We start from the raw sequence: 21,189 nt of genomic DNA, 5'->3' as shown, positions 1-21,189 counted from the left end.
GAAGGGCATCGAGTGTGCGATCCGGGTGACTCGCACGTGGAAGGAACGGGGCGCTGGGAGCCTCGAGGCCGACGCCTCACCCGCAGAAACGCACACAGTTTCTCCGTCGGCTCTGATGCTGCAGGGCTCTGATCTGCGCTTTCCTCCGAGGATCCCTGGAGGGACCCTCCCACCGGGCCGAAACTGTGTGCGGATTCGCAGTTGGGACGTCGGAAACGCCTCCGACCCACGACTCCGCGACCGGCGGCCGGCCGGGATCCGCCGACTGCTACTCCGGCCGCATCGCCCGCGCGGCTGCGCGCGCCGCGGCGGGCGCGGCGTCGGCGATCGCCTCGAACTCGCGCTCGGAGTGCGCGGCGGAGACGAACCAGGCCTCGAAGAGCGAGGGAGGAAGGGCGATGCCCGCATCGAGGAAGGCGTGGAAGAACGGGGGATGGCGCCAGGTCTCCTGCGCCTGCATCTGCGCGTAGTCGCGCAACGGCCCCTGCGAGGCTTCGGGCCCGAACGCGACGGAGAAGAGCGAGCCCGCCCGCTGGATCGCATGCGGGACGCCTTCGGCGTCGAGGGCCGAATGGACGATCCCGGCGATCGTATTCGCTGCCGAGTCGACGCGCGCGTACACGGCCTCGTCTGCGAGCCGCAGCGTCGCGAGCCCGGCCGCGGTCGCGAGCGGATTCCCCGAGAGGGTCCCCGCTTGATAGACGGGGCCGAGCGGCGCGAGGAGGTCCATGACGGCCGCGCGCCCGCCGATCGCGGCGAGCGGCATCCCGCCGCCGACGACCTTGCCGAAGGTGAAGAGGTCGGGCGTCCAGGCCCCTTCGGCCCCCGACCGCAGCCCCCACCAGCCCGCGGGGCCGACGCGGAAGCCCGTGAGGACCTCGTCGAGGATCATCAGCGCCCCGTGCGCCGCGGTGATCCGACGGATCGCCGCATTGAATTCGCCCGGGTCGACGACGCCCATGTTCGCGGGGGCACCCTCGCAGATGACGGCGGCGATGTCCGCTCCTCGGGAGGCGAAGCACGACTCGAGGGCGGCCTCGTCGCCGTAGGGGAGGACGATCGTCTGGGCGGCGACGGCCGCGGGCACGCCCGCCGAGCCCGGGAGCCCTCCGGTCGCGACGCCCGAGCCGGCGGCGGCGAGGAGTCCGTCGGAGTGCCCGTGGTAGCAGCCCGCGAACTTCACGACGAGGTCGCGGCCGGTCGCCCCGCGCGCCAGCCGCATCGCGGTCATCGTCGCCTCCGTGCCCGTCGAGACGAAGCGGACCCGTTCGGCCGCGGGCACGCGCCTCCGGACCTCTTCGGCGAGGAGGGTCTCGGCCTGCGTCGGCGCTCCGAAGGAGAGTCCGCGGGCGGCGGCCTCCTGGACGGCGGCGACGACCTCGGGGTGCGAGTGCCCGAGGAGAGCCGGGCCCCACGAGCAGACGAGGTCGACGTACTCGCGCCCCTCGGCGTCGGTGATGCGCGCTCCGGTGGCGGACGCGATGAAGCGCGGGGCGCCGCCGACCGATCCATAGGCGCGGACGGGGGAGTCGACGCCGCCGGGGATCACGCGGGCGGCGCGGGCGAAGAGGTCGTCGTTGAGGGTCATGGGGTCTCCTTCTGCGGATTCGAAGTCGGTGTCGTCGTCGGGTTCGTGGGCTTCGGGTTCACGAGGCCGGGGCGGGCGCCCTTCAGGGGGAGGCGATCGGGTCGGCGGATCGGACGGGCCGGGGGCGCGCCGCTGCGCTCGTCAGCGGGTCGGCGGGGAAACGGGTTCGCCGAGGAACGGATCGCCGGGCCGCGCCTCAGCCGGCGCGGCGCGCGTACTCGAGCGCCCAGTAGGTGAGCACGAGGTCCGCTCCGGCGCGGATGATCGAGGTGAGGGACTCGTCGATGATCGCTTCGCGGGAGATCCATCCGTTGGCGGCCGCGGCCTCGACCATCGCGTACTCGCCGGACACCTGGTAGGCGGCGACGGGGACGGGGGAGGCGGCGGCGACCGCGGCGAGGACGTCGAGGTAGGCGAGCGCGGGCTTCACCATGACGATGTCGGCGCCCTCGTCGATGTCGAGGAGGGCCTCGCGCACGCCTTCGCGCCCGTTCGCCGGGTCCTGCTGGTAGGCGCGCCGGTCGCCTCGCAGGGTCGAGCCGACGGCCTCGCGGAAGGGCCCGTAGAAGGCGGAGGCGTACTTCGCGGAGTACGCGAGGATCGCCGTGTCGGTGCGCCCCGCGGCGTCGAGCGCCTCGCGGATCGCGGCGACCTGGCCGTCCATCATGCCGGAGGGCGAGACCATGTGGGCGCCGGCCTCGGCCTGGGCGAGGGCCATCGCCTGGTAGAGGGGGAGGGTCGCGTCGTTGTCGACCCGGCCCTCGTCGTCGAGGACGCCGCAGTGCCCGTGGTCGGTGAATTCGTCGAGGCAGGTGTCGGCGATGACGACGAGCGCGTCGCCGATCTCTTCTCGGACCGCTGCGATTCCGCGGTTGAGGATCCCGTCCTCGGCCCACGCGCGCGAGCCGGTCGCGTCGCGGACCTCGGGGACGCCGAAGAGGTCGATCCCGCCGACCCCGGCCTCGGCGCACTGGACGGCGTAGCGGCGCAGCGAGTCGAGGTCGAACTGGAACTGCCCGGGCATCGCCGCGATGGGGACGGGTGCGTCGGCGCCCTCGCGGACGAAGACGGGCGCGATGAGTTGGGACGGGTGGACGCGGGTCTCGCGCACGAGCGCCCGCATCGCCGGGGTGGCGCGCAGGCGGCGGGGGCGGATCGTGGGGATCGGAGCGGTCATCGCGACTCCTCGGGGTTGTGGGCGGAAACGGGACTGGGGGAAGCCGTCGGGCGCGGGCGCGGAGGCGAGCCTTCGAGTGAGCGGACGGCGCCGACGACGGCCTCGGGGGTCGGTGCGGATGCGATGACGACGCGCGCCCCGGGGGCGAGGCGGGCGCAGGCTCTCGCGGTCGGCTCGCCGAGGACGACCAGCGGCAGGCCCGAGGCGGGGGGCCCGAGCAGGGCGGTGAGCGCTTCGAGGGCCGAGGGTGCGGTGACGACCGCTGCGAGCAATGGAGCGTCGGACTCCGGCGCCGCCTGGTCGGGCGCGCCCGACCAGGCGGCGCGCAGCCCGTCGGGGAACTCGGCGGGGTCGGCGGTCGCGGTCGTGTAGATCCGGCGCTCCTCGACCTCCCAGCCGGCGGCCTCCAGTCGATCGACGAGGTCGGGGGCGGCGGACCCGGATCGGGGGAGGAGGATCCGACTTCCTCTCGGACGCGTCTCGCGCGGCTCGTCCGGGCCCGGTGCGTCGGGGACGGATGATCCGAGCCCTTCGGCGGCTCCGGGGCTCGGCGTTGCGACGCCCGACGGCGTCGCAACGCCGAGGGCCTCCGCGAGCGCCGCGCCCGAGCCCCGCGCGACGAGATCCGCCTCGACGCCGATGTCGCGAAGCGCTCGGGCGGTCCCCGGGCCGACGACGCCGATGCGGGCGCCGCGCGCGCGAGCGGTGAGAAGGTGGGCGGCGAGCGCGGCCGGCGCTCCGTTCGCGAGGACTCGCACGGCCCTGGGGGAGGTGAGGAGGATCCAGGCGCTCGGGGTCTCCATGGATCGGGTCGCGGCCACGACCTCGTCGATGTCGACGAGCGCGCGGGTGAGGGCGGCGGGGAGGACGGCGCACCCGGCGGCCTCGAGCGCGAGGGCGAAGGGGTCGGGGGNGATGAGGATAGTGCGAGCAGTATGAGGTCAAATAGGGGGGGCTGGGGGTGAGCGCGAGGGCGAAGGGGTCGGGGGAGGCGGGGGAGTGCGGGCGCGTGAGGAGGACGCGCGGGAGCGGCGTCATGAGCGGTGCGAGGCGCCGAGGTCGGCGATGTCGCCCGCGCCGGCGTCGACGAGCGCTGCGGCGAGGTGCTCGCCCAGTCCGGTCGCAGCTGCGAGGCCGCCGGATGCCGGGACGGAGGCCATGAGGCGGAGCGAACGGGCGCCGTCGGTCGAGAGGACGGCGCCCTCGAGGGTGAGCGCCTCCCCCTCGAGGTGCGCGAACGCGCCGACGGGCGCCGCGCATCCCGCCCCGAGCGCGTTCATCAGCGAGCGCTCGGCGGTGACGGCGAGCCGGGTCGCCGGGTCGTCGAGAGAGGCGAGGAGGTCGATGAGCCGGGGATCGGCGTCGGCGCGCGTTTCGATCGCGAGCGCGCCCTGGGCGGCGGGCGGGAGGACCCTCACCGGTTCGAGGTATTCGGTGATGCGGTGCGCGAGGTCGAGGCGGATGAGGCCGGCGGCGGCGAGGACGACCGCGTCGAGGTCGTCCTCGATCCTGCGCAGGCGCGTCGTCACGTTCCCGCGGATGTCGACGACCTCGAGGTCGGGGCGCAGCGCGAGGATCGACGCCGCGCGTCGGGGCGAACCGGTGCCGACTCGCGCGCCCCTCGGCAGGTCGTCGAGGGGTCCGAGACGCGAGCAGAGGACGTCCCGCGGATCGGCGCGCCGCGGGAGGGCGGCGATGACGAGGCCCTCCTGGTCGCCGGACGGCAGGTCCTTGCACGAGTGGACGGCGAAGTCGCACTCGCCGGCGAGGAGAGCCTCGCGCAGGCGGGCGACGAAGACTCCGGATCCGCCGAGGGAGACGAGCGGCGAGCGATCGACGTCGCCCTTCGTCGTCACGTGGACGAGCTCGACGTCGACGTACGTCCCCGTGCGCTCCGCGGCCGCTTCGACGGCCCGGGCGACTCTCGACGACTGGGCGAGGGCGAGGGCGCTCGCCCTCGTGCCGAGGGCGAGGCGGTGGATCGGAGGAGCGGAGAACATGGACGGAGAATAACCGAATTTCATCCTTGAAAATGAATTCTCCGGAGTCTCGGAGGGTTTTCCGGAGGCGGTGTCAGAAAATCGTTGACGCGCGCCATGGAATCATTTTTCCGACCCTGCGTCATAAAACTCGTCGGAGGTGCGAGGGTAATGCTCTCGGCGTCGCTGAAGTAATGCTCTCGGCGACGGAAGGTAATGCTCTCGACGAAGAAACGTGATGCTCTCGGTGGGCGGGATCAGGCGAGTCGGCGGGCGCGCTCGCGCGCGTCGGCGACGACCCGCGAGACCCCCGACCCGGCGACCCAGGCGCCCGCGAGCGCGAGCCCCCCGGCGGACTCCGACTCCGCCCGCACGGCGTCGATCCGCGCCCGCAGTTCGGGACCGGCCTGCGCGAGCGTCCCGTTCCAGTGGACGACCCGATGGTCGAGGACGTCCGACTCGCCGAGCGGCACTCCGGTGAGCGCCGACGCGTCGGCGAGGAGCTCGGGAAGCCCCGGCGTCCGATCGGACTCCCCGATCCGGCCGTGCGAGAGTCGGAGGAGGTGGACGTGGGGGCCGTGAGCGGCCTCGAGCGACTCGGCGATCCCCGACCACTTGACGTCGAGCTGCGAGAGCGCCTTCGCCCTCACCGGGCATCCGGCGTCCGGCGCGACGAGGAGCCCGGGCCCGACCGGCGCGGAGTCGAGGCCCTCGGCGCGCACCGCGAGGAACGAGCGGACGATCGGCGCTCCCGCGGGGAGCACGAGCCCGCCGTCGGCGGAGTGAAGAGAGGGGACGAGGTCGGGGCCCAGCCCCTCGAGCAGCCGGCGCGAGGCGCCGGGCGAACAGGCGATGACGAGGCGCGGCGCCCGCACGACGACGGAGGGGCCCGAGGGAACGGGCTCGTCGGAGGGAATCTCGGCGGGCCGGGTCGGCGCGACCTCGAGGATCCACGAGCCGCCGCGCCGAACGAGCGCGCGAGCGCCCGCCCGAGTGAGGACGGCGCCCCCGGCCTCGTCGATCGCGGACTCGAGCGCGGCGACGAGCGCGCGCATCCCCCCGCGCAGCCCGACGTCGCCGCGGGGTCCGGGGGCCCGGGCGAGCAGCGCGGCGACGGCCGCGGAGAGGCTCCCGCGCTCGACGAACGCGTCGCGCAGGCCGGGGACCGCCCGATCGACGTCGAGGCGCGCGGGGTCCGTCGAGAGGATCCCCGCGACGATCGGGCGGACGAGTCGGTCGAGGACGGCGCGCCCCATGCGCGCCTCGACGAGGGCGGCGAGGTCGACGGCCCCCGCCCCGATTTCGCGCCCCAGGGAGGCGTCGAGGGCGGCCCGCGCCGCGCCCCGCGTCCCCAGAACCGACGCGAGCTCGGGGCGCGAGGGATCGGAGGGGATTCCCATGAGCGCGCCCGGCACGAAGGGGTGGAGCGCCCAGGCGCGCGCCGACCCGGACGTCGGGGCGTCGGGAAGGGGCGGGAGGAAGAGTCGCGGTCGCCCGCCGCCCGGAGTCTCGATCTCGAGCCCGAGGGCGTCGGCCATCGAGGAGACCGCGTCCCCGCGCGGCGCGAAGGACTCCGCGCCGATGTCGACGCGGGCGCCGCCGACCTCGAGGGAGGCGATCTGCCCGCCGGGATAGCCGCGCGCCTCGAGCACGAGGGGGCGCAGGCCCGCCCTCGTGAACTCCCAGGCGGCCGCGAGCCCCGCGATCCCACCGCCGACGACGAGGGCATCCCATTCGCGACGGGCCGCGGCTCGAAGATCGAGTGCGCTCATCGGGCGCGCACCCGCTCGACGACGCGCGCGAGCGCGGCCGGATCCGCATCCTTCGGGACGCCGTGGGCGAGGTTGAAGACGTGGGCGGGGGCGCGCTCCCCGCGGGCGAGGACCTCGTCGACGGCGGCGTCGAGGACGGCGGGGGGAGCCGCGAGGAGCCCGGGATCGAGGTTCCCCTGGAGGGGGACGGCGTCGGAGAGGAGGGCGCTCGCGCGATCGAGGCCGATCCGCTGGTCGACGCCGATCGCGTCGCCCCCGGCCTCGCGCATCGCGGTGAGGAGGTGGGGCGTGCCCGTACCGAAGTGGACGAGCGGCGCGGGCAGGCCAGTCGCGGGGCTCGTCGCCTCGTCCACGAGGGCGATCGCGCGCGCCGAATGAGGGGAGGCGAAGCGCCGGTAGTCCTCCTCGGACAGCGTCCCGACCCACGAGTCGAAGAGCTGGGAGGCCGAGGCGCCGGCGCGGACCTGCTCGACGATGAAGGCGCCGGTGAGGTCCGCGCACCAGGCGAGGAGCCGATCCCACGCGTCGGGATCGGAGCGCATGAGGGCGCGCGCCTCGAGGTGATCGCGCGAGGGCCGCCCGGCGACGAGGTAGCAGGCGAGCGTGAAGGGGGCGCCGCCGAATCCGATGAGCGGCGTCGGGCCGAGCGCGGCGACCGCGCGGGCGACGGCCTCTCGGATGCTCGCGATCCCGGGGCGGACCTCGAGGGACGCGCCGTTCCCGGTGAGGCGGTCGACGGCGGCCCGGTCGCGGACCGGATCGACGAGGACGGGACCGATGCCCGGTGCGATGGAGACGTCGACGCCCGCGAGTCGCAGCGGGACCATGATGTCGGAGTAGAGGACGGCCGCGTCGACGCCGTAGCGGCGGACCGGCTGAAGGGTGGCTTCGACGACGAGGTCGGGGTCGAGGCATGCGTCGAGCATCTCGAGGCCGGAGCGGGCGCGCAGCGCCCGGTATTCGGGAAGGGAGCGGCCGGCCTGGCGCATGAACCAGACGGGGGGGGTCGCCGGGCGATGCCCGCGCAGGGCCGCGAGGAACGGGGAATCGGCGAGCGGGGAGGGCGCGGCATCGGGGAGGTCGGAGCGCGTCCTGCAGGAGGTCGCGGACGCCGATGGGGACCCCCCGGAGCGCGGCGCGCGATGATCCGTCGATGCGTCGTGAAATCGCTCCGCATTCGTGAATCGCTTTTCCGACGCGGCGTCAGAATATTCCTCGTCGAAGGCCGTCGACTTTTCTGTCGCAGTGTCGTGAAACTCCTCGAAGACATTCATGGGAAGAATTGTGCCGCATGAATTCGCATATGGTTAAATGCCGCCGTCATGGGAATTCATCTTCTCTTCGTCGGGCATTCGCGCCACGGCCTCGACGCGCTCGCCGAGGCGTCCCGAACGGCGCCCGGAATCGTCGACGCCCGCCTCGCCGAGGGCAGGCTCGCGGGCGCTCTCGTCCTCGCGACCTGCAACCGACTGGAGGTGCTCGTCGACGCCGAGCCGGCGGAGGCCCATGCACTTGCCTCGGCCCTCGGGGGCGCTCCCGTGCTCGAGGGTCCCGCGGCCCTCGCCCATCTCTTTCGGGTCGCCTCGGGCCTCGACTCCATGGTCGTCGGCGAGCGCGAGATCGCCGGTCAGGTTCGTCGCGCTGCCGAGGTCGCAGCCCGGCGCGGAGCCCTCACCCCCGCGCTCTCGCGCGCAGTCCAAGCCGCCTCCGCATGTCCCCGCCGAGTCGCGGCGGCGACCGGGCTCGCCGGGAGGGGCCGGTCGATCGTCTCCGTCGCCCTCGACATCGCCGAGGACTCCCTCGGCCCCCTCGAGGGGCGCCGCGCCGTCCTCGTCGGCACCGGCTCGTACGCGGGGGCGAGCGTCGCCGCCCTGCGCGACCGCGGCCTCCGCGACATCGCCGTCCACTCGGCGTCCGGGCGCGCCGAGTCCTTCTCCCGCGGCCACGGCACCCGCCCCCTGCCCGCCGACGGACTGTCCGAAGCCCTGAAGTCGGCGGACCTCGTCGTCGCCTGCCGGGGGACCGGGAGTCCGGCGCTCGGATCCGCCGAGCTCGCCGCCGCGGCCGAGACCCGATCCGCCGGCTGCCGCGACCGGTCCACGCCCCTCCTCGTCCTCGACCTCGCCCTCCTCCCCGACGTCGACCCGAGCGCCGTCCTTCCGAACGGGGTCGTCCGCATCGGACTCGAGGACGTCGCGGGCCGCCTCCCCGCCGTCGAGCGGGAGGACGTCGAGCGCGCCGAGCGGATCGTCGCCGAAGCCCTCGCCGCGCACCTGCGCTCGGCGGACGGAGCCGGCGTCGACCGGGCGATCGTCGAACTGCGCGCCCGCATCGACGCGGCCGTCGACGAGGAGATCGCCCGCCTCGGGGCCCTCGCCGACGACGAGTCCGCGCGCACCGCGCGCGCCCTTCGCCGCCTCGGCGCCCGGCTCGCCGACGCGCCCTGCCGCAGGGCGCGACTCGCGGTCGCCGACGGGAACGCCGCCGACTACCTCGACGGCCTCGCCCTCGTCCTCGGAATCGGAGCCCGCCCATGACGCAGCCGACCGCGCCCTACGACGCCCTCCTCGTCGTCTCCTACGGGGGTCCGAACGGCCCCGACGACGTCCTCCCGTTCATGCGCAACGCGACGCGCGGCAAGGGGATCCCCGACGAGCGCCTCCTCGAGGTCTCCGGCCACTACGCCCGCTTCGGGGGCGTCAGCCCGATCAACGCGTGCAACGCGCGGCTCCTCGACGCCCTGCGCGCCGAACTCGCGGCCCGCGGCGCGGACCTGCCCGTCGTCCTCGGCAATCGCAATTGGCATCCCTTCATCTCCGAGGCCGCGGCCGGGATTCTCGCGGACGGGGCGAAGCGGATCCTCATGCTGCCGACCTCCGCCTACGCGTCCTACTCGGGGTGCCGCCAGTACCGAGAGGACGTCGCCGCGGCGCTCGCGGGGCTCGGGGCCGGCGCGACCGGGATCGCGGTCGACAAGGTCCGGCCCTTCTACGACTCCCCGGGCTTCCTCGACGCTGAGGTCGAGGTCGTCTCCGCCTCGGTGAGGCGCCTCCTCGAGGCGGGGCGCGCGCCCTCCGAGACGCGTCTGCTCCTCGTCACCCACTCGATCCCCGTCGCCATGCAGGACGGGTCGGGGGATCCCGAGCGCCCGGGGGGCGACTACATCGCCCAGCACCTCGCGCTCGCCGACGTCCTCGTCCCGCGGGTCGAGGACGCGCTCGGACTCGCGCGCGGCGCGATCAGGGCCGAACTCGCCTACTGCTCGCGCTCGGGGCCGCCGCAGGCGCGGTGGCTCGAGCCGGACGTCAACGACCGTCTCGCAGAGCTCCCCGCCGAAGGGGTGCGTGCCGTGTCCGTCGCCCCGATCGGATTCGTCTCCGATCACATGGAGGTCGTCTTCGACCTCGACACGGAGGCGGCCGAGACGGCCGCGGGCCTCGGCCTCGCCTACGACCGGGCCTCGACGCCCGGCGCGCACCCGGCGCTCGTCGCGTCCCTCGTCGACCTCGTCCTCGAACGGGCCGCCGTTGCCCGCGGAGAGAAGCCGGAACGGCCCTCGACCCTGCCGTCGGGCCCCTGGCCCGACGAGTGCGGGGCCCACTGCTGCCGGATGATCGCCGGCCTCGACACCGGAATCGACGTCGTCGCGGGACCGCGCGCCCCGAAGAACGGGGAGGCGCCCTCCCACCGGCACGCTCGTCCCGCTCGCTGATCCCATCCGCTCGAACGCACCGCAAGACCCCGGCGCGGCCCACCCGCGACGGCACCGCCCACCACCCGAAGGAGACACCATGGGCACCTACCAGCACGACCCCCGCGACGCCGCGAAGGTCGACATCGACGCCATCAACAACGGATTCCACTACGGCCTCACCTCGGTGTTCGCCACCGCCGCCCCGCTCCCGGCCGATGAGGCCGAGCGCTCCGCCCTCGTCGCCCGCTCCCTCGAGATGATCGAGGCCGACGGCGTCGAGCTGCGCGGCGCCTACGACATCGCGGGGTTCCGCGCGGACGCGGACCTCCTCCTCTGGTGGCTGTCCGACGACCCGGCGGCCCTGCAGAAGGCGTACCGCGCGGTCCTCGCCTCGCCGCTCGGCGAGTACCTCGAGCCGGTCTGGTCGGTGATGGGCCAGCACACCCCCGCCGAGTTCAACCGCGGGCACGTCCCCGCCTGCTTCGCCGGCGTCGCCCCGCGCGACTGGATCACCGTCTACCCCTTCGTCCGCTCCTACGACTGGTACCTCCTGCCCGCCGAGGAGCGCTCGCGGATCATGGCCGCCCACGGCCGCAACGGCTTCTCCCAGTACCCGGACGTCAAGGGCTCGACGCTGTCGAGCTTCGGGATGAGCGACTACGAGTGGATCCTCGCCTTCGAGGCCGACTCGCTCGATCGTCTCGAGGGAGTCCTCCACGCCCAGCGCTACACGGAGGCGCGCCTCCACGTCCGCGTCGACACCCCCTTCTTCACGGGACGCCGCATGCCGCTCGAGGAGTGGGCCTCCGCCCAGCCGCTCGCCTGAGGTCCCGGGGCGCGGGGCCGGGGCGCGCGAAGAACCCGGCCCCGCCCCGACCTCGTCCGATGCGGCGGTCCCGGCGCGCGGCTAGGCTGGGTGAGTGAAATACCTCAACGGCCTCGAGCCCACTTTCGACCTCACCTACGACGACGTGTTCATGGTGCCCTCGCGCTCCGGAGTGGGGTCCCGCAACGCGGTCGACCTCGCCACCGACGACGGCTCCGGGACGACGATCCCCCTCGTCGTCGCGAACATGACGGCGATCGCCGGCAAGCGCATGGCCGAGACGGTCGCGCGCCGCGGCGGCCTCGTCGTCATCCCCCAGGACATCCCGGTCGACGTCGTCGTCGCGACGGTCGACGAGGTGAAGTCCCGCCACCTCGTCTACGACACCCCGGTCGTCGTCAAGCCCCATCACACCTGCGGCTACACCCTCGGCCTCCTCCCGAAGCGCTCGCACGGCGCCGCGGTCGTCGTCGACCCCGAGACGAACGCGCCGGTCGGCCTCGTCGACGAGTCGGACGTCACCGACGTCGACCGCTTCACCCAGGTCCGCGAGGTGATGTCGACGCAGCTCCTTACGATCCCCGAGGGCGCCGACCCGCGCGAGGCCTTCGCGACCCTCAAGGCGTCCCACCGCGAGCTCGCGCCCGTCGTCGACGCCGAGGGCGGCCTCGTCGGCCTCCTCACGCGCAAGGGCGCGGTCCGCTCGACGATCTACCGGCCCGCGGTCGACGCGCAGAACCGCCTGCGCATCGGCGCGGCCATCGGCATGAACGGCGACCCGGCGGGCCGCGCGGTCCAGCTCGTGGCAGCGGGTGTCGACGTCATCGTCGTCGACACCGCCCACGGCCACCAGGACCGGATGATCGACGCCGTGCGCGCCGTCCGCGCCGCGCTCCCCGAGGGCTTCCCCATCGTCGCCGGCAACGTCGTGTCGGCCGTCGGCGTCGCCGACCTCGTCGAGGCGGGCGCCTCGATCGTCAAGGTCGGCGTGGGCCCGGGCGCGATGTGCACGACCCGCATGCAGACCGGCGTCGGCCGCCCGCAGTTCTCCGCGGTCCTCGAATGCTCGGCCGAGGCCGCCCGCCTCGGCGCCCACGTGTGGGCCGACGGCGGCGTCCGCCACCCGCGCGACGTCGCCCTGGCGCTCGCGGCCGGCGCCTCGAACGTCATGATCGGCTCCTGGTTCGCCGGCACCTACGAGTCGCCCGGCGACCTCCGCTACGACGCCCACGGGCGCCCCTACAAGGAGTCCTTCGGCATGGCGTCGAAGCGCGCGGTCAAGCGCCGCACGGAGGGCGAGTCGGAGTTCGACCGCGCCCGCAAGGCCCTCTTCGAGGAGGGGATCTCGGTCGCGCGCATGTACATCGATCCGGAGCGCGCGGGCGTCGAGGACCTCATCGACCAGATCGTCTCGGGCGTCCGCTCGTCCTTCACCTACGCGGGCGCCCGGACGCTCGCGGAGTTCCGCGAACGCGCGATCGTCGGCCTCCAGTCGGCCTCCGGATACCGCGAGGGGGCTCCCGTCCCGCAGTCGTGGTGACCGTTCCGCTCGTCGGCGCCCCCGCCCCGTCCTCGTTCATCGACGAGGGCGGGGCGGTGCGCGTTCGCCGACGGGGGAGGGAAGCGCAAACGCCGGTCCGGGCACGTAGGGTATTGGAGTGACCACTGCTCTGTATCGCCGGTACCGACCCGACACCTTCGCCGACGTCATCGGCCAGGACCACGTGACCGGGCCGCTCCGCGCGGCGCTGCGCGCGAACAGGGTGACGCACGCCTACCTCTTCTCCGGGCCGCGCGGGTGCGGGAAGACGACGTCCGCGCGCATCCTCGCGCGCTGCCTCAACTGCGCGCAGGGCCCGACGGACACGCCGTGCGGGCAGTGCGAGTCGTGCCGGGAGCTCGCGACCGGCGGGCCCGGGTCCCTCGACGTCGTCGAGATCGACGCGGCGAGCCACGGCGGCGTCGACGACGCCCGCGACCTGCGCGAGCGGGCGACCTTCGCGCCGGTGCGCGACCGCTACAAGATCTTCATCGTCGACGAGGCCCACATGGTGACGACCCAGGGCTTCAACGCTCTCCTCAAGCTCGTCGAGGAGCCCCCCGAGCACGTGAAGTTCGTCTTCGCGACGACGGAGCCGGAGCGCGTCATCGGGACGATCCGCTCGCGCACCCACCACTACCCGTTCCGCCTCGTCCCGCCGGACGTCCTCGAGCCGTATCTCGCGCATCTCGCGCACGAGGAGGGAGTCGAGGTCGGCCCCGGCGTCCTCCCGATGGTGATGCGCGCGGGCGGCGGCTCGGTCCGCGACACGCTCTCCGTCCTCGACCAGCTGATGGCCGGGTCGATCGATCACGCGGTCTCCTACGAGACCGCGGTCGCCCTCCTCGGCTACACGGACACGGCGCTCCTCGACGAGTCGGTCGACGCGCTCGCCGGCGGCGACGGCGCGGCCGCCTACCGGGTCGTCGAGCGGATGGTCGACTCCGGCCACGATCCGCGCCGCTTCGTCGAGGACCTCCTCCAGCGGCTCCGCGACCTCCTCATCATCGCGGTCGCGGGCGACGGGGCGTCCGACGTCCTCGCCTCGACGCCCGTCGACCAGTTCGAGCGGATGCGCCACCAGGCGGCGAACTGGGGCCCGCGCGCCCTCTCGCGCGCCGCGGATCTCACGGACGAGGCCCTCCGGCAGATGACTGGCGCGACCTCCCCGCGCCTCCAGCTCGAACTCCTCCTCGGGAGGATCCTCGTTCCGCCGACCGCCCCGGCCGCCCGTCCCGTCGACGAGGTCGCGATGCCCGGAACGGTCGGGTCCGCGGGGGGCGGCGCCCCCCGCGAGGACGCGCCGCAGGGCCGATTCGGCGCCCGCGAGGCGCGCGAGGCCCTCGAGCGCTCGCGCGGCCGACAGTCTGGCGACCGGCCGAACGAACGCCCGGCGGAACGAGCGGATCGTTCGAGCGCCGACGCGCGCGCCGATGACGGTCGCGGCGCGGCCCCGGCCGCTCGCTCCGACGGGCGCTCGGCTTCGAGCGCGTCGCACGATCCCCGCGCCGCGGCGCCCGGCGCCGGACCGGTCGAGTGGGCCTCCGCGCCCGCGCGTCCCGCCGTGCCCGCCTCCGAGCGTTCCGGATCCGCGAGCTCCTGGCCCGAGCCGGTCGCTCCCGGCGGCGTCGCCGAAGACCGCCCGCGCGTCGATCGCCCGTTCGGCCCCTCGGCCCCGTCCCATTCCGGTGATTCCGCGTGGCCCGAGGTCGCCTCCGCCGGCCGTCCCTCCGATGCGCCCCGCGTGGCCGCGCCGGCGCCGTCCTCCTCCGAGGTTCGGCCCGAGGCGGGCGATCCGCCCGCCGGTTCCATGGCCGCCGAGGGCGCCGCTTCGCAGGGCGCCGTCGAGCCTGACGCCGCGGGAACCGCCTCCAGCGCGCCCGCGGATTCCGGCGCGCGCGAAGCCGGTGGGCCCGGCGCCGACGCGCACTCCGGCGCGCCCGTGTCCGATCAGGCGCCCGCCGCCGCGCCCGAGCGGACGCGTCCGAGCGGCCAGGACGCCGACCTCGTCCGCGGTCGCTGGGAGGAGATCCTCAACCGACTCTCCTCGGTGAGCCGCGTCGCCTGGTCCCTCGTCACGGCGGGCGCGCAGCTCGGGGCCGTCGACGGATCCGAGCTCGTCCTCCTCTTCCCGACCGAGGTCCTCGTTGCGAAGTTCTGGCAGGGCGGGCGCGGCGTCCAGGTCGCCGAGGCCGTCTACGAGGTCACCGGCGTGCGCGTCGAGGTGAGCGCCCGGGTCGGCCAGTCCGCCGGAGGCGCGGCCGTCTCGACGCCGTCCGCCCTCGCGTCGTCCGAGGGCTCCCGCGGTCGCGCAGAGGACCTTCGCTTCGACGAGGGGTGGGTCTCGGAGCCGCCCCCTTTTGATGATCCGGCCTCCTCGTTCGACGAGGGCCCCGTCGGGGCGTCGCATCCCGACGACGACGCGGCAGCGCTCGACGACGGGCGGATCGAGGCCGGGCGCATCGATGCCTTGCGCCCGACCGACCCCGCGAGCAGCGCCGATGCCGTGAGTTCGGCCGGTGCCGCGGACCCCGCCGATGCGCGGGATTCAGCCGAGCCCGGCCGGGATTCCGCCGATCCCTCGGGCTCCTCCTCCGCGCCCGCGGCACCCGAGGCGCTCGAGCACGCCTCGTCGGCGCAGTCGCTCGCCGCCGAGCGGCGCGCACCCGTCGTCGAATCTTCGCCCGAGTCTCCCCGACCAGTCGCGACCGTGCGCACTGGCGGGCCGGAGCGCCGCTCCCTCTCGGTCTTCACCTATGACGACCCGGAGCCGACGAATGCTCCGTCGCCGTCCGCGCCCTCGTCCGCGACCGAGTCGGATTCCGCGCACGAGGCCGAGCGGACCGCGCCCGCCCGGGGCGCCTCCCCGCTCGCCGAATCGGCCCGCCCTGAACCGGCCTGGCCCGAGACCGCCCCGATCGGCCCGTCATCGCCCGAGCCCGAGGCGCGACGCGAGGACGACCGCTCCGCCGGTTCGGGGCCCGCGACTTCCGCCGCTCCCGCCGCCCCCTCCGACGGCTGGGGTCCCGTCGCGGTTCCCGGCAGCGCCCGGCAGGACGCGCCCGCGCCGTGGAGCGCAGAGCCCGTCTTCGAAGACGCCCCGTGGACGCCCGGTCGCGACTCCGCCCCCGATCGGCGCCCCGCCCCGACCTCGTCGACCGCGATGAGCGGCTGGGGGGAGGCGATCGCGGTACCCGGCGGCGTCTCCTTCGAGGACGAGGCCGACCCCGCGCCGACCGCGGGCAACGACCCGACGGCGGACGCGGCGGGTGCGAACGCGTTCGACGACGTCCCGTCGATCGACGACGAGGACATCGAGACGAGCAGCCGATTCGGCATCCCCGCGGTCCTCGACATCCTCGGGGGGACCGTCATCGAGGAGCTCTACGACGAAGGGACCCGCTGACCCGTGTACGAAGGCGCGCTTCAGGACCTCATCGACGAATTCGGCCGACTGCCCGGCATCGGGCCGAAGTCCGCGCAGCGGATGGCGATGCACGTCCTCGACTCCGACCCCGAGGAGGTCGCGCGGCTCGTGGCCGCCATCGAGGCCGTCCGCCAGAAGGTCCGTCACTGCGAGACGTGCGGGAACCTCACGGAGGAGGACACCTGCTCGATCTGCCGCGACGCCCGGCGCGACCCGACGATGATCTGCGTGGTCCAGGAGCCGAAGGACATCCAGGCGATCGAGGCGGCCCGCGTGTTCCGCGGGCGCTACCACGTGCTCGGCGGCGTCATCGATCCGATTCACGGCGTCGGGCCCGACCAGCTGCGGATCCGCCAGCTGCTCTCGCGCCTCCAGGACGATCGGATCACGGAGGTCATCCTCGCGACGAACCCGAACGTCGAGGGCGAGGCGACCGCCGCCTACCTCGCGCGCACGCTCGGGACGATCGGGATCACCACCTCGCGGCTCGCGATGGGCCTGCCGATGGGCGGGGACCTCGAGTACGCCGATTCGATCACGCTCGGCCGCGCCCTCGAGGGCCGACGCTCGATGGGCTGAGCCGATAGGGCCCCGGAAGCGGGGCCCGCACGTCGCCTCGCGAGGGCGACCGCCCGCCGGGTCGGCGCTCTAGACGAACGCCCAGGCGACCGCGACGATGAGCGCCGGCAGGAGGTTCGCGACCTTCACCTTGGGCCCGAAGAGGAGATTCACCCCGACGGCGAAGATGAGGACGTTCCCGACGAGGGAGAGGTTGGAGAGCGCGGCGTCCGTGAGGATCGGCCGAAGCGCCCCGGCGAGCAGGGAGATCGAGCCCTGGAAGAGCCCGACCGAGAGCGCCGAGAAGACGCAGCCCCTGCCCATCGACGCCGTCATGATCATGACGATGATGAGGTCGAGGACGGCCTTCGTGTAGAGAATCGTGTGGTTGAGGAGGAGCACGTCCTCGATCGCGCCGACGACCGCCATCGCTCCGATGCACACCGTGAGGGAGGCGGCGACGAAGCCCTCGACGAAGCGGGGGTCGCGCGCGTTCCCGGTCCGCTCCTTCAGCCACTCGCCGAAGGAGGTGAAGCGGCGATCGATGTCGAGGAGCTCGCCGACGACCGCGCCGATGGCGAGCGAGGCGAGCATCATCAGCGTTCCCGTCGACTCGAGGCGCCCGTCCGATCCGACGCGGAGCATCTGCGAGAGCGTCCCGCCGATCCCGAGGAAGAGGACGATGAGGCCGGAGGTCGCGATCATCGTGTCTCGGAAGCGATCGGGGAGGAACCGCCCGAAGAGGAGCCCGCCCGCGCCGCCCGCGAGGATCGCGAGGACGTTGACGAGGGTTCCGAGGCCGGGCATGGTCGCCTTCTTGAGATCGGGGCGAGAAGCGTCAGTCGGTGAGCTCGATGCCCCTCCCGTCGCGGTGCCACTCGGTGCCCGGCTGGGAGATGAGGATGAGAATGCCCTCGACCAGGCCCCAGATCGCGGGGATGAAGGAGAGCGAGCCGAAGCTGACGAGCGAGATGACGAGCTGGACGACCGCGCGGGTCGTGCGCCCGAGGTAGAAGTTGTGGACGCCGAAGGCGCCGAGGATGATGCCGAGAATGCCCGCGATGATCTTCGACTTCGGCGCGTATCCGGCCTGGCCCGCGTAGGCGTAGCCCGGCTGGCCGTACTGCTGCTGGGCGTACTGCTGCTGGGCGTACTGCTGTTCGGCGTAGCCCTGCGACGCGGAGTCCTGGCCGTAGGGCTGCCAGGCCCCCTGCTGCGCGCCGTAGGCGCCCTGGTCGTAGGGGTTCTGCGCGCCGTAGGGCTGCTGCTGGTACTGCGGGGCCGCCTGCGCCTGATCGCCGTAGGTGAAGCCGGGCTGGGCGTACGGGTTCTGCTGCGACTGCGCGGTGCCCCCCTGGGACGAGGACGTCGGCTGCGCATACGGGTTCTGCTGCGCGTACGGCGTCGAGGGGTCGGACTGCTCCGGGGCCGCCGAGCCGTAGGGCGCCCAGGTCGGGCCGTCCTCGGCGGGAGAACTCGCGTCCGCGCTGGGCGCGTAGGGGTTCGGCTGCGTCGGCCGCTGCGGCTGCTCGGGGATGCCGACGTTCTCGGGATCGGGATTCTGTGGGATCGGGATCGTCATGCGAGGACCCGCCTTCCGGGTGTTGCTCCGAACCCGGGCGGACCCCGGGCCGCGCCCAGACTAGCAGCGGCCCCTCATAGCGAGTCCACAGCGGATCCGCACCCCGTCCCGAGAGGCGCCGTGGGAGAATCGGCGACGTGAGCCCCGCATTGGAATCCTCGTTCGTCCGCCCCGACGGAACCCCCGCCCGCGTCCTCGTCGTCGACGACGAGGCGGTCCTCGCCGAGCTCCTCGGCGCCGCCCTGCGCCACCAGGGGTGGGAGACGCGCACCGCGTCCAACGGATGGGAGGCACTCGACGCCGCCGACGACTTCGATCCCGATGTCGTCGTCCTCGACATCCAGATGCCCGGACTCGACGGGATGGAGACCCTCGACCGGCTCCGCAAGAAGCGCCCCCATCTGCCCGTCCTCTTCCTCACCGCGCGCGACGCGGTCGCCGATCGCGTCGCCGGACTGCGCGCCGGCGCCGACGACTACGTGACGAAGCCCTTCGACCTCGACGAGGTGACCGCCCGCATCGACGCGCTCCTGCGCCGCGCGGGCATGGCGTCGGCGACCGTCTCCCACGTGCTCACGGTCGGCGACCTCGCCCTCGACGAGGACTCCCACGACGTCTCGCGCGCCGGGGACCCGATCTCGCTGACGAACACGGAGTTCGAGCTGCTCCGCTACCTCATGGAGAACCCCAACGTCGTCCTCTCGAAGTCGCAGATCCTCGACCGCGTGTGGTCCTACGACTTCGGCGGGCAGGCGAACGTCGTCGAGCTCTACATCTCCTACCTCCGCAAGAAGCTCGAAGCGGGGCGCACTCCGATGATCCACACCGTCCGCGGCGCCGGCTACATGCTCCGCCCGGGCGAGGACGCCAAGTGACCCCTCCCGCCCGCCGAACCGGGAGGCGCCGCCTTCCCCTGTCGACCCGTCTCTCCGTCTTCCTCGCGCTCGTCGTCGTCGCAGCGGTCCTCCTCGTCGTCGCCTCCTCCGGCATCGCGATGCGCTCGTGGATGACCGGGCAGATGGATCAGCAGCTCCAGCAGTCCCTCTTCCGCGCTCAGAAGCTCGACGGCGACGGCGACGGGGAGATCGGCCCGAACTCCGGCGGGGGCACCGGGACGGCGCCCTCCGGCGCCACGGGTGCCGAATCGTCGGCCCGGACGGGCGGCTCCTCGGGATCGGCGGGGACGAGCGGGTCGACAGGATCGGCCGACTCGGTCGACCAGTCGGGGTCGGTCCCGCCCGATCACGGCGTTCCCTCCGCGCTCGGCGGCCCGGGCTCCGCCGAGGGCCAGCTCCAGCTCATCGAGCGAGACGGGGTCGTCGTCTCCGGCCTCGTGAAGAACTTCGCCGTCGCCTCGCTCTCCGACGAGAACCTCGCGATCCTCCGCTCGGTGTCGACGAGCGGGCGCGGCGAGACGGTCCACCTCCGCGGGCTCGGAGACTTCCGGGTCCGCGCGACGATGCTCTTCAATGGAACCCGAATCGTCGTCGGCCAGTCGACCGAGCAGATCGATCGAACGGCGCTCGCCCTCATGGGCGTCGGCGGCGGGCTCGGCGCGATCGTCGTCGTCATCGCCGTCGTCTTCGGGCGCCGGTGGATCGTCCGCGAGATGGCGCCGCTCGGGAAGGTCGCCGCCACGGCCCGCGGCATCGGCCAGACAGACCTCGAGGTCGGGGCGATCGAGCCCTTCGACCGCGTCGCCCCCGAGGACGCCCCCGCCGGCACCGAGGTCGGCGACGTCGGCACCGCCCTCAACGCGATGATCGACAACGTCGAATCCGCGCTCACCGCGCGGGCCGAGTCGGAGAAGCGCCTGCGCCAGTTCGTCGCCGACGCCTCGCACGAGCTGCGCACGCCGCTCGCCTCCATCCAGGGGTATACGCAGCTCCTCCAGCGCGAGTCCATCGAGTCCGACCTCGCCCTCTCGCGCATCTCCTCGGAGTCCAAGCGCATGTCCGTCCTCGTTGAGGATCTGCTCCTCCTCGCGCGCCTCGACGCGGGCCGCGAACTCGAGTCGAAGCCCGTCGACGTCGTCCCCCTCGCGATCGACGCGGTCTCCGACGCTCACGCCGCCGGCCCCGACCACGAATGGGTCCTCGACGTGCCGATGGGCGACGAGGACGGAGCCGGGTTCGACGCGTGCGAGGTCCTCGGCGACGAGTCGGCGCTGCGCCAAGTCCTCGCGAACCTCGTGAACAACGCGCGCGTCCACACCCCCGCGGGGACCCGCGTCGTCGTCGGCGTCGCCGCCATTCCCGTCGCCGAGTCCGATGTCCTGCGCGACAAGACGGGGGAGCGCTCGTGGCGCGCCGGGGTCGGTGCCGCCGGGTCGGTACGGATCCGCGTCGCCGACAACGGTCCGGGCATCCCCGAGGAGCTCCGCTCGACGGTCTTCGACCGCTTCGTGCGCGGCGACTCCTCCCGCACGAGGTCGGGGTCGGGCTCCTCGGGACTCGGCCTGTCGATCGTCTCCTCGATCCTCGGCGCTCTCGGCGGCCGGGTCGAGATGTCGACAAGCGAGGCGGGAACGACCTTCGACGTCTACATTCCGAGGCTCTCCGAACTCGGCTGACCCCGGACCCATTTCGATCCCGTCCCATCTCGATCCCGTCCCATCTCGATCCCGTCCCACCTCGATCCCGTCCCATCTCGATCCCGTCCCACCTCGATCCCGTCCCATCTCGATCCCGTCCGGCCCCCACGCCCTACTCGCCGAGAGCATCACGTTCGCGCGTCGAGGGGATCTCTGGCTCTTCACAGTTTGGGGTGTAGTCGGTTGCCGATACCCCGCATGACGTGGATCGCCGTTTCGGCGTGGTTGGTGGGTGGGGGTGTGGCGTCGAGTGTGCGATCCGGGTAGCCCAGCGCCCAGAATCGGCGGCCCGGACGACCTACATCGCCGCCTCGGCGTGCTCTGGTGGGCGGGTGTGGTGTCGAGTGTGCGATCCGGGTAGCCCAGCGCCAGGAATCGGGCACCCTCCATCCGCCGCGAGCGATCCGCGCCGGCGCCCAGATCGGCCGCTGCGCCTCCGATCCGTCGGAGAGC

Annotated in this window: 15 protein-coding genes and 1 pseudogene; 8 read left to right on the top strand and 8 right to left on the bottom strand. The window is 73.7% G+C overall.

Annotation, left to right across the window (positions count from 1 at the left end):
* Positions 1–268: 268 nt before the first annotated feature.
* From hemL to hemE, 6 genes and pseudogenes are all read right to left on the bottom strand, one after another.
* A complete protein-coding gene (gene hemL, locus DY157_RS07485) occupies positions 269–1,588 on the bottom strand; it encodes a glutamate-1-semialdehyde 2,1-aminomutase (protein WP_115728049.1) in 1,320 nt (439 codons plus the stop codon).
* Positions 1,589–1,784: 196 nt separating this feature from the next.
* Positions 1,785–2,765 carry a porphobilinogen synthase gene (hemB, locus tag DY157_RS07480; protein WP_115728048.1) on the bottom strand — a complete coding sequence of 327 codons (981 nt, stop codon included), beginning with the start codon at positions 2,763–2,765 and terminating at the stop codon, positions 1,785–1,787.
* Positions 2,762–3,682 (bottom strand): uroporphyrinogen-III synthase, encoded by a 921-nt coding sequence (locus tag DY157_RS07475; RefSeq protein WP_235827169.1) that lies wholly within the window; start codon positions 3,680–3,682, stop codon positions 2,762–2,764. The genes hemB and DY157_RS07475 overlap by 4 nt, the downstream gene beginning before the upstream one ends.
* Before the next feature lie 117 nt (positions 3,683–3,799).
* A complete protein-coding gene (gene hemC / locus DY157_RS07470) occupies positions 3,800–4,765 on the bottom strand; it encodes a hydroxymethylbilane synthase (RefSeq protein ID WP_115728046.1) in 966 nt (321 codons plus the stop codon).
* Positions 4,766–5,001: 236 nt separating this feature from the next.
* A complete protein-coding gene (locus DY157_RS07465) occupies positions 5,002–6,516 on the bottom strand; it encodes a protoporphyrinogen/coproporphyrinogen oxidase (RefSeq protein ID WP_115728045.1) in 1,515 nt (504 codons plus the stop codon).
* A pseudogene (gene hemE, locus DY157_RS07460) lies at positions 6,513–7,571 on the bottom strand (uroporphyrinogen decarboxylase); the annotation flags it as partial. The gene DY157_RS07465 and the pseudogene hemE, both read right to left, overlap by 4 nt.
* A gap of 267 nt (positions 7,572–7,838) precedes the next feature.
* Between hemE and DY157_RS07455 the strand changes: the two are divergent.
* The 6 genes from DY157_RS07455 to recR all read left to right on the top strand — a co-directional run bounded on the left by DY157_RS07455 (position 7,839) and on the right by recR (position 16,582).
* On the top strand, positions 7,839–9,053 hold the full coding sequence (locus DY157_RS07455; RefSeq protein ID WP_115728043.1) for a glutamyl-tRNA reductase: 1,215 nt from the start codon (positions 7,839–7,841) through the stop codon (positions 9,051–9,053).
* Positions 9,050–10,228: a ferrochelatase gene (locus tag DY157_RS07450; RefSeq protein WP_115728042.1), complete on the top strand. Its 1,179-nt coding sequence runs from the start codon at positions 9,050–9,052 to the stop codon at positions 10,226–10,228. Before DY157_RS07455 ends, DY157_RS07450 begins: the two co-directional genes overlap by 4 nt.
* A gap of 79 nt (positions 10,229–10,307) precedes the next feature.
* Positions 10,308–11,036, top strand: coding sequence for a hydrogen peroxide-dependent heme synthase (hemQ, locus tag DY157_RS07445; RefSeq protein ID WP_115728041.1), 729 nt, complete (start codon positions 10,308–10,310; stop codon positions 11,034–11,036).
* A 94-nt stretch (positions 11,037–11,130) separates the two neighbouring features.
* Complete coding sequence (locus tag DY157_RS07440) at positions 11,131–12,576, top strand: GuaB1 family IMP dehydrogenase-related protein (protein WP_115728040.1); 1,446 nt, start codon at positions 11,131–11,133, stop codon at positions 12,574–12,576.
* Between the two features lie 118 nt (positions 12,577–12,694).
* Positions 12,695–15,982, top strand: a complete 3,288-nt coding sequence (locus tag DY157_RS11740) for a DNA polymerase III subunit gamma and tau (protein WP_235827125.1) — start codon at positions 12,695–12,697, stop codon at positions 15,980–15,982.
* Positions 15,983–15,985: 3 nt separating this feature from the next.
* A complete protein-coding gene (gene recR / locus DY157_RS07430; RefSeq protein WP_115728039.1) occupies positions 15,986–16,582 on the top strand; it encodes a recombination mediator RecR in 597 nt (198 codons plus the stop codon).
* Positions 16,583–16,651: 69 nt separating this feature from the next.
* Here the strand turns inward: recR and DY157_RS07425 are convergent, their stop codons facing one another.
* Positions 16,652–17,368: a DUF554 domain-containing protein gene (locus tag DY157_RS07425; RefSeq protein WP_115728038.1), complete on the bottom strand. Its 717-nt coding sequence runs from the start codon at positions 17,366–17,368 to the stop codon at positions 16,652–16,654.
* A gap of 31 nt (positions 17,369–17,399) precedes the next feature.
* On the bottom strand, positions 17,400–18,143 hold the full coding sequence (locus DY157_RS07420; protein WP_115728037.1) for a TM2 domain-containing protein: 744 nt from the start codon (positions 18,141–18,143) through the stop codon (positions 17,400–17,402).
* 137 nt (positions 18,144–18,280) lie between these two features.
* Between DY157_RS07420 and DY157_RS07415 the strand changes: the two genes are divergently transcribed.
* Together DY157_RS07415 and DY157_RS07410 are read left to right on the top strand one after the other, a co-directional pair.
* On the top strand, positions 18,281–19,018 hold the full coding sequence (locus DY157_RS07415) for a response regulator transcription factor (protein ID WP_235827124.1): 738 nt from the start codon (positions 18,281–18,283) through the stop codon (positions 19,016–19,018).
* Entirely contained in the window at positions 19,015–20,715 is a 1,701-nt protein-coding gene (locus tag DY157_RS07410) for a sensor histidine kinase (protein ID WP_115728035.1), read from the top strand. The genes DY157_RS07415 and DY157_RS07410 overlap by 4 nt, the downstream gene beginning before the upstream one ends.
* The last annotated feature ends 474 nt before the right edge of the window (positions 20,716–21,189 follow it).

This window comes from Actinomyces culturomici (assembly GCF_900499005.1).
Taxonomy (GTDB): domain Bacteria; phylum Actinomycetota; class Actinomycetes; order Actinomycetales; family Actinomycetaceae; genus Pauljensenia; species Pauljensenia culturomici.
The sequence above is the reverse complement of the archived record's forward strand: the minus strand, read 5'-3'. Positions and strand labels throughout refer to the sequence as shown.